General features: G+C 45.8%; 8 protein-coding genes. All 8 read left to right on the plus strand.

The features are described 5' to 3' along the window. On the plus strand, positions 1-213 hold a 213-nt coding region (locus N7387_RS20475; RefSeq protein WP_279800851.1), incomplete at its 5' end, for an inovirus-type Gp2 protein. 93 nt (positions 214-306) lie between these two features. Then, positions 307-510, plus strand: coding sequence for an AlpA family transcriptional regulator (locus tag N7387_RS20480; protein WP_025155323.1), 204 nt, complete (start codon positions 307-309; stop codon positions 508-510). A 343-nt stretch (positions 511-853) separates the two neighbouring features. Beyond that, positions 854-2,410 carry a type I restriction-modification system subunit M gene (locus N7387_RS20485; RefSeq protein ID WP_279800852.1) on the plus strand — a complete coding sequence of 519 codons (1,557 nt, stop codon included), beginning with the start codon at positions 854-856 and terminating at the stop codon, positions 2,408-2,410. Continuing rightward, positions 2,400-3,644, plus strand: a complete 1,245-nt coding sequence (locus N7387_RS20490) for a restriction endonuclease subunit S (RefSeq protein ID WP_279800853.1) — start codon at positions 2,400-2,402, stop codon at positions 3,642-3,644. Before N7387_RS20485 ends, N7387_RS20490 begins: the two co-directional genes overlap by 11 nt. 84 nt (positions 3,645-3,728) lie before the next feature. Next, positions 3,729-6,710 (plus strand): type I restriction endonuclease subunit R, encoded by a 2,982-nt coding sequence (locus tag N7387_RS20495; protein WP_279800854.1) that lies wholly within the window; start codon positions 3,729-3,731, stop codon positions 6,708-6,710. 45 nt (positions 6,711-6,755) lie between these two features. Then, on the plus strand, positions 6,756-6,908 hold the full coding sequence (locus N7387_RS20500; protein ID WP_279800855.1) for a type I restriction enzyme endonuclease domain-containing protein: 153 nt from the start codon (positions 6,756-6,758) through the stop codon (positions 6,906-6,908). A 691-nt stretch (positions 6,909-7,599) separates the two neighbouring features. Next, positions 7,600-8,118: an Hcp family type VI secretion system effector gene (locus tag N7387_RS20505; protein WP_279800856.1), complete on the plus strand. Its 519-nt coding sequence runs from the start codon at positions 7,600-7,602 to the stop codon at positions 8,116-8,118. 95 nt (positions 8,119-8,213) lie between these two features. After that, a partial coding sequence (locus N7387_RS20510; protein WP_279800857.1) for a contractile injection system protein, VgrG/Pvc8 family occupies positions 8,214-8,672 on the plus strand: 459 nt, incomplete at its 3' end.

The raw sequence follows: 8,672 nt of genomic DNA on the forward strand, positions 1-8,672 counted from the left end.
CGCATCATTGATAGCGCATGGAATAGTGCTTTGCATTTACCAGATGAAAAAAAGCTTGTTCACTACTGTTTCTTTCAATATGAAAACTTAAGCATCTATGACGATAATCTTGAAGAAAAAAAGAAAATAATGCTGGATTACTATTTTTATTTAACTAAGGAATATACCAAGACTTATGATGTAAAAGAACGATCAATTGGATACAGTAAATAAATCTGTAATAAATAACTCTGAGTGGAATGTCATGAGGGGAGCGGTAATGAAAATTATTACTCCTTATTTTTATTAATATAAGGAATTATTCTCATGACTGAATATACACTGCTTGAAGACAAGTTTATTGACATGAAATTTATTGTACAGCTGACAGGGTTATCGGATAAGTGGTTTTATAAGCTGATACAGGACGGTCAGTTTCCTAAGCCTATCAAACTGGGACGCAGCTCAAGATGGCTGAAAAGTGAAGTAGATACCTGGCTGAAGGCCCGCATTGCGGAGTCCCGTGAATAACGTTGGTTTTTCATCTCCTTGACTGATTCTGACATCTGCTCCTCCCCCTCCTTCTCATTGACTTGATTACAGTTTTCTTGAATAAACCCCCGGAGATTACTGGTTGTTCGCTAACCGGAAAATAATGCCTGAACGCTGTCTTTTGTTTTTCCTCACGGTATAATTACCGGATTGATGTAATACTTTAAAAAAAGATAGCGGGCTCCGGTACGGTCTGAATTTACAGGGCCAAATCCACATAGCTGAGTCTGCTCAGTATTTCGGGGTTAGCAGAACGATATTGAATACATCGTTGAGACGTGATGGTTTTAACGTTTAATGAATAGAGACTAAGGACGATACGATGTCAGAAGAACAAAAACGCATATTGCAACAACAGCTCTGGGCAATATGTAATCTTCTCAGGGGACGTATATCGGGTGATGATTACCGGGATTACATACTCGGCTTCATCTTCTACAAATTCTTATCAGAACGTCTTTACAGCATTGCTCAGGAAGCCTTATCTGAAGATGGGTTGGATTATGCCTTGCTGGATGAAGACAATGAAGAACACGCTGAGATCATTGAGGCGATTCGTGAAGAAGCGATTGATACGCTAGGCTATCACCTGATGCCAGGTCAGTTGTTTATGAGTATTGCTGCCCGTATTCAGGACGATGCCAATGCCTTCATTCTGTCTGATTTGCAAACTGTGTTGAGTGACATTGAGAACAGTACACGTGGTCACGAATCCGAGGCTGACTTTATTCATCTGTTTGAAGACCTGGACCTGAATTCCACTAAACTCGGTAAGACTGTTGAAGACCGCAACAAGATCATTAAAGAGATACTGGTTCGTCTGGATGCTATCGACTTCATGATTGACGATGTAGAGGCTGATGTCCTCGGTGATAGTTATGAGTATCTGATCAGTAACTTCGCTTCTGATGCAGGCAAGAAGGCGGGGGAATTTTACACGCCTCAGCGGGTCTCTGAGATTCTGGCTCGTGCCGTATCACTGGGTAAGGATGAACTGAAGTCCGTCTATGACCCAACCTGTGGTTCGGGTTCCCTGTTGCTTCGCGTGGCTAAACAGGTGAAGAAGGTAGGTCGTTTCTATGGTCAGGAGTACAACCGTACCACCTTCAACCTGGCTCGCATGAACATGATTTTGCACGGTGTCCATTACAAGGATTTTGACATCAGGCAGGACGATACCCTGGAGCGTCCTCAGCACCTGGAATACCGCTTTGAAGCCATCGTCGCTAATCCCCCCTTTAGTTTAGATTGGTCAGCCAATCCTTTGTTTTTAAGTGATGATCGCTTCTCGGCTTATGGCAAGCTGGCACCGAAAACCAAGGCTGATATGGCCTTTATTCAGCACATGTTATTCCAGTTAGATGACAATGGAACGGCTGCGGTCGTTGTACCGCATGGGGTGTTGTTCCGTGGCTCCAGTGAAGGGCATATTCGTCAGCACATTATCAAAGAGATGAACGCATTGGATGCGGTCATTGGCCTACCGTCTAACCTGTTTTTTGGTACCGGTATTCCGGCGGCAATCCTGGTGTTCAGGAAGTATCGTGAAGACGGTGAGCATGTGTTGTTTATTGATGCCAGCCGTGACTTCGCACCAGGGAAAAACCAGAACACCTTACGTAACCAGGATGTTGAGAAAATCATTGATACGCTAGAGCAGCGCACCGTCATTGATAAGTATAGCTACCTCGCCACCCTCGATGAAATCAAGGAAAACGATTACAACCTCAATATTCCGCGCTACGTCGATACCTTTGAAGAGGAAGAAGAGATCGACCTGATGGCTGTTCAGTCAGAACGGACTGCCATTGAAGCCGAAATTGTACAACTGAATGAGCAGATGAAGGGTTATCTGAAGGAGTTGGGTTATGTTGCCTGAGGGGTGGGAATCAAAAAAATTGGGCAGCATATCATCACTGGTGACTAGCGGATCACGCGATTGGGCACAGTTCTACTCTGATACTGGTAGTAAATTTATTAGAATGACTAATCTCAGACGGGATAGTATTTACCTTAAAATGGATGATTTGAAATTCGTTGATGTGAATTCGGACTCAGCTGACGGGAAAAGAACTTCACTACAAACAGGTGATATTCTAATCTCTATCACAGCAGAGCTAGGTAAAATAGGTTGGATCCACTTCGGTTTAGGTCAAGCTTTTATCAATCAACATACAGCGCTTGTCAGAGTAAAGCCAAAAGATGCCGAATCCAAATTTATTGCGTATTTGCTATGTTCAGGAGCCTATCACCGGCGAATAAACTCGTTGAATGATGCAGGAGCAAAGGCAGGGCTTAACCTTGCTACAATTAGGACACTAGACATAACCCTCCCACCTCAGCATGAACAAAAAAAGATCGCCCAGATTCTGAGCACATGGGACAACGCGATTTTAGCCACCGAGCGACTGCTTGAGAACAGTCAACAGCGCAAAAAAGCCTTGATGCAGCAACTCTTGACCGGCAAAAAACGGTTGCCTGGGTTTGAGGGAGAGTGGTCTAAAGTCGAGTTAGGCGATCTTGGATATACTTATGGTGGCTTAACGGGCAAGACTAAAGAAGATTTTGGTTCAGGTGAGCCATACATAACATATATGAGTGTTTTTGCCGATGGTGCCATAATTCCTGATAAATTTGATTATGTAAAACTTAAAGAAGGTGAAAAGCAACACAGCGTTGAATACGGAGACATATTATTCACTACTTCATCTGAAACGCCTGAAGAAGTGGGTATGGCATCAGTAATGTTAGAACGACTACCTTTAAACGTTTATTTAAACTCATTCTGCTTTGGATTCAGGCTAAGTAGCTTAGATGTTTTGATTCCAGAGTACGCAAAATACTACATGAGAAGTGAAAGTATACGTAGAGCTATAGCCAATCTCGCACAAGGTGCGACTAGATACAACTTATCAAAAAAACAACTTTTGAAAATATCACTTCATCTACCAAGCATAAGTGAACAACAAACTATCGCCAACATCCTCACCACCGCCGACCAGGAAATCGACGCCCTGCAAAAGCGTCTTGATCATCTCAGGCTGGAAAAAAAATCCCTGATGCAACAGCTGCTGACTGGTAAGCGTCGGGTTCTGGTTGATACTGCGGCATAACGAATAATACGATGAACTATGGCTCACCTCTGAGGTTAATCAGGGTTGAGCCTGAAACAGAATGATGACAAGGATCCCGAACAGATGAGTACCCAAAGCGAATTAGACATGGAAAAGAAACTCATTGAGCAGCTGGAACGCATGGGCTATGAGCGGGTGGAAAAGTGCAACGAAGCCGATCTGGTGAAGAACCTTAAGGTTCAGCTGGAAAAGCATAACGGCATCCAGCTGACCGGTGATGAATTTGAGCAAATCAAGGACAAGCTGAAAAAGGGTGATGTCTTCGATAAAGCGAGGATGCTGCGAGGTCGCATTGATGTCATCGGTGCCGATGGTACTCCTAAGTACATCGAGCTCTTTTCAGTGAAACACTGGTGCCAGAACCGCTTCCAGGTTGCCCGTCAGGTGACAAACCGATCAGCTGTTGATCACAGCCGTTACGATGTGACGATTCTGATGAATGGCTTACCTTTGGTGCAGATTGAATTAAAGGCCAGAGGTTCGGAAATCCGGTCGGCCTTCGATCAGATTGACCGTTATCGCAGTAAATCCTATAGCACAAACAGTGGGTTATTTGGCTTCATCCAGTTGTTCATTATCAGCAATGGAGTGAACACCCGTTACTTCTCGAATAACCAAAAGCTGAACTACCAATTCACTTTTGAGTGGTCCGATCAGGCCAATGAACGGATCAACCGTCTGGATGCGTTTGCGGAGTCCTTCATGGAACGCTGCCACCTTTCCAAAATGATCGCTCGCTACATCGTCCTGCATGAAACCTCGCGCAATCTGATGGTACTCAGACCCTATCAGTATTATGCGGTGGAAAAAATTCTGGAGCGCGTAGGTTACGGTCGTGGGGATGGGTATATCTGGCACACCACGGGCTCAGGAAAAACCTTAACCTCCTTCAAAGCCAGTCAGATTCTCAGCCAGGATAAGAATGTCGATAAAGTGCTGTTTGTCGTCGATCGTCGTGACCTAGATTACCAAACCGCACTGGAGTTTAACGCCTTCAGTGCGAACAGCGTGGACACCACTGAGAACACCAAAAAGCTGGTTGAACAGTTAAATGATGATGCCTGTAGGCTGATTGTCACCACCATTCAGAAGCTCAATGCGGCCATCTCTAAAGCGAAATTCAAAGACCAGTGTAAGGACGTGGCCGGTAAGAAAGTGGTTTTCATCTTCGATGAGTGTCACCGCAGCCAGTTTGGAGAAACCCATCACCGGATCTGTGACTTCTTCAGTCACCGACAAATGTTCGGGTTTACCGGAACACCGATCTTTGATGCCAATACCGTCAAAACCAAATATGGCAATAAAACCACCCGGGATCTGTTTGGTGAGGCATTGCACAAATATGTGATCACCGATGCGATTAAAGACCGCAACGTACTGCGTTTCTCGGTTGAATACCGCGACATGGTGAAGCCCGGAGATGTAGTGGAAATGAACGATGGTAGCCATGCCCCAGCCAGTGTACTGAGTGAAGAGCAGTTAAACCATAAGTCCTTCATCAATGCCCCTCAGCGTGTCGATAAGGTGGTCAGCGATATTCTGGCACTGCATCCATCCAAGACCTTCCGGCGTGAATACACGGCGATGATGTGTGTCAGCAGCGTGGATCTGCTGCGTGTATACTACGAATCCTTTAGAAAGCAGCAAGCGGATCTACCCGAAGAAGAACGACTGAAAGTCGCTACTATCTTTAGCAGCGGACCGGATGACGCTGATGAGTTTACCGGACTGGAAGACACCGGCGTACCGGTGATGACCACACGCAGCGTCGATGCCGGTCGCATGGATTTTCTCAAAGCCTGTGTGTCGGATTATAACGGCCTCTACTCCACGTCCTATGATGCGTCCGACAGTAAGTCTTTCTATGAGTATTACCAGGACCTTTCAAGGCGTGTGAAGCGAAAAGAGGTCGATATCCTGCTGGTGGTGAATATGTTCCTCACCGGTTTTGATAGTCCCCCCCTGAACACCTTGTACGTGGATAAGAACCTCAGACACCACGGGTTGATCCAGGCTTTTTCACGGACTAACCGTGTCTTTGATGCCAGGAAATCACACGGCAATATCGTTTGTTATCGTCGTCTGAAAGATGCCACCGATGAGGCCCTGTCGATCTTTGCGAACCGTGATGCCAAGGCTGGTGGTGTCGATGAGGTGATCAGCACTGTGATCATGAAACCTTATCCTGATCTGGTGGACTCCTTCAGAGATGGAGTGGCACAGCTCAAAGCCATCGCGGAAACACCGGATGCGGTGGATGAGCTTTACAAAGAAGAAGACCAGCTAAAATTCTTAGCTAAATTCCGTGATGTCCTGAGATTGCAAAATACCCTGAAGACTTTCAGTGAGTTCCATGAAGACCTTGAGAGTGAAGTACTGGATATCGATGAGCAAACATTACTGGATTACCAGAGTAAATACCTTGATAAGCGTGAAGATTTAGAAGCCGCTCAGCGTGAACGCAGGAAGAAGAAACCTGATGTCGGTACCGGTGATGAAAAGGGGTCAGATGAACCTAATCCAGAGCAGTTCAACTTTGATTTTGACTTTGAGATCGATCTGATCAAACGTGATGAGGTTAACGTGACCTACATCATTCAGTTGATTGAGAAGCTGAAGAAAGGTGACGCTAATCAGAAAACTTATGACCTCACCCGTGACATGATCCTGAACGTCTTACAGACCGACCCTGAACTACGTCATAAAAAGCAACTGTTCAGGGACTTCATCGATACCAAGCTACCCGGGCTGAAGCCAAAATCAGAAGATCAGGTCGAAGGTTTTGTCAAAAAACAGTTCAATCTGTTCGTGGTTGAGAAACGAAAAGAAGCCATGGCTTTGGTCTGTGAAGAACTCAATGCAGATTTAGCGGGTTTTAAGACCCTGTATGAAGAGTACATCTACCGTAACAGGCTACCCGATATTAAAGAACTGCTCGCTGTTTTATCTGTCAGGCCAAAGGTCACAGCCCGCAAAGCCGTAGCTGAGCTGGTGAGAGAGAAAATGGAAGAGTTGGCGGCTGTTTATGAAAGCTCAGAGATTTAACTGCTATTGAGAAATTCAAAGGTATCGGCCGGAAGATATAGCCAGTTGCCGGAACGGCTGAAACGGGATAGCGTCAGGGCCCGTATGCGTAATCTTGTACGCCGTTTATTACGGCGCTGGAAATATCCGCCGGATGCTGCGGAAGACGCGATTACATTAGTCCTGAGTCAGGCTGAAGCCCTGGCTGATGGTTGGTGACAGTGATTGTACATACGAATTCAGTTTTGTGTGCAGGAGCATGGTGATACCGGCAGCATGACCGGTTTGGATTGCTGTCGTTTGTCCCGCCGGTTTCTTCATTTCTGATGACAGGAATATACTGCGTATAAATATACCGGTTTTTCGGGAATAGTCCTGCTGATAATTTACTGTTTAGCTTCATGTTTTTTTTCTTAACGACTGTCAGAGAATATCAGTCAGTTGAATATGCTGATTTCATCTGCTTGTGATTAACCATTCAGAGAGGAAATTAAGGGTGTTTTATAATTTTCGTTTGGATATAAATTTTTATTGTTATTATTCATTGCTTTATATTACTTTTGTACTTTGTTACATATTTTATTCTGTGATCTGAAAAAAAATGCCTTTTTTCTTATTATTTACAGCATGTTAGGTAACTATGTTAAAAAACATAGTTGTTTGTTTTTTTTGTGATCTGAATCATTCCGCCACACTACTCTCAATTTACCTCTCCTGGAAGTCAAATATCCTGTTTTTGCAACGATTTTAACTTAAGTGACGGATCCTGTGAGATACAAACGCCCCCCGGCTGTTTACAGACCGGTACGTGAAATTTATTATCTCGCCACTCAACACCATGCGCACTGGCTGATGACTACACATTGTCGGATAACTCATTGTTATCATTTTATATTATAAGGAATTTACTATGCCAACTCCGTGCTATATCGCCATCGAAGGCAAAACTCAGGGCAACATCACAGCCGGTGCTTTTACGGCTGAGTCTGTCGGTAACATCTATGTGCAGGGTCACGAAGATGAGATGCTGGTACAACAGTTTGACCATATCGTCACCGTCCCGACAGATCCGCAGTCCGGTCAGCCGTCCGGTCAGCGTGCGCACCGTCCGTTCAAATTCACCGTGGCAATGAACAAAGCCGTTCCGCTGCTGTACAACGCCCTGGCGGCCGGTGAAATGCTGCCTAAGGTACAACTGAAATGGTACCGCACGTCTGTTGAAGGTAAGCAGGAGCACTTCTTCACCACCGCGCTGGAAGATGCCACTATCGTCAATATCGACTGCAAAATGCCGCACTGTCAGGATCCGTCCAAATCGGATTACACACAGCTGATTGAAGTCTCTCTGTCCTACCGCAAAATCAGCTGGGATCACACCGTTGCAGGCACCTCCGGTGCTGACGACTGGCGTACACCAATCGAAGCGTAATCAATACAGTCCGTCCGGTTCCCGGACGGATTTCTGTTATTTCCTGCGGACACCGGGATAACTGCTGTCCGTGACTGTTACTGTACGGAGTTGTTGTGGTTCCTTCTCTTTCTGACCTGCTGCCGGGCAATTCCGGACTGGTCTTTACCTGTACAATCGGGCGGCTGCCGGAAAACACCTTCCGGGTGACGGCGTTCACCCTGGATGAAACGCTTTCTGCCTTATTTTCCTTATCCGTTTCTGCCGTCAGTCTGCTGCCGTCAGTCGATTTTCAGGCCTGTCTCGGTTCTGCCGCCTCACTGACAGTCACCCGCAACGGCGTTAAGGTCCGTACCGTGCAGGGACTGCTGGCTTCCGCCGAACAGGGTAATACCGACGGCAACAAAACCTGGTATCAGTTTGTTATCCGCCCGGAAATGTGGATCATGACGCTCAACCAGGACAGCCGCATTTTCCGCCAGCAATCCGTACCGGAAGTCCTCGCCACCCTGCTGAATGAGGCGCATGTTAAAAATGACCTGAAATTTTATGACGGCGCACTGCACGGTAAGCGG

Source organism: Morganella sp. GD04133 (genome assembly GCF_029835375.1).
GTDB classification, from domain to species: Bacteria; Pseudomonadota; Gammaproteobacteria; order Enterobacterales; family Enterobacteriaceae; genus Morganella; species Morganella morganii_B.

What these genes read in the sequence shown, in the direction of transcription:
- N7387_RS20480 (WP_025155323.1), top strand. Translation starts at nt 307, where the DNA reads ATGACTGAATATACACTGCTTGAAGACAAGTTTATTGACATGAAATTT.
- N7387_RS20485 (WP_279800852.1), top strand. Translation starts at nt 854, where the DNA reads ATGTCAGAAGAACAAAAACGCATATTGCAACAACAGCTCTGGGCAATA.
- N7387_RS20490 (WP_279800853.1), top strand. Translation starts at nt 2,400, where the DNA reads ATGTTGCCTGAGGGGTGGGAATCAAAAAAATTGGGCAGCATATCATCA.
- N7387_RS20495 (WP_279800854.1), top strand. Translation starts at nt 3,729, where the DNA reads ATGAGTACCCAAAGCGAATTAGACATGGAAAAGAAACTCATTGAGCAG.
- N7387_RS20505 (WP_279800856.1), top strand. Translation starts at nt 7,600, where the DNA reads ATGCCAACTCCGTGCTATATCGCCATCGAAGGCAAAACTCAGGGCAAC.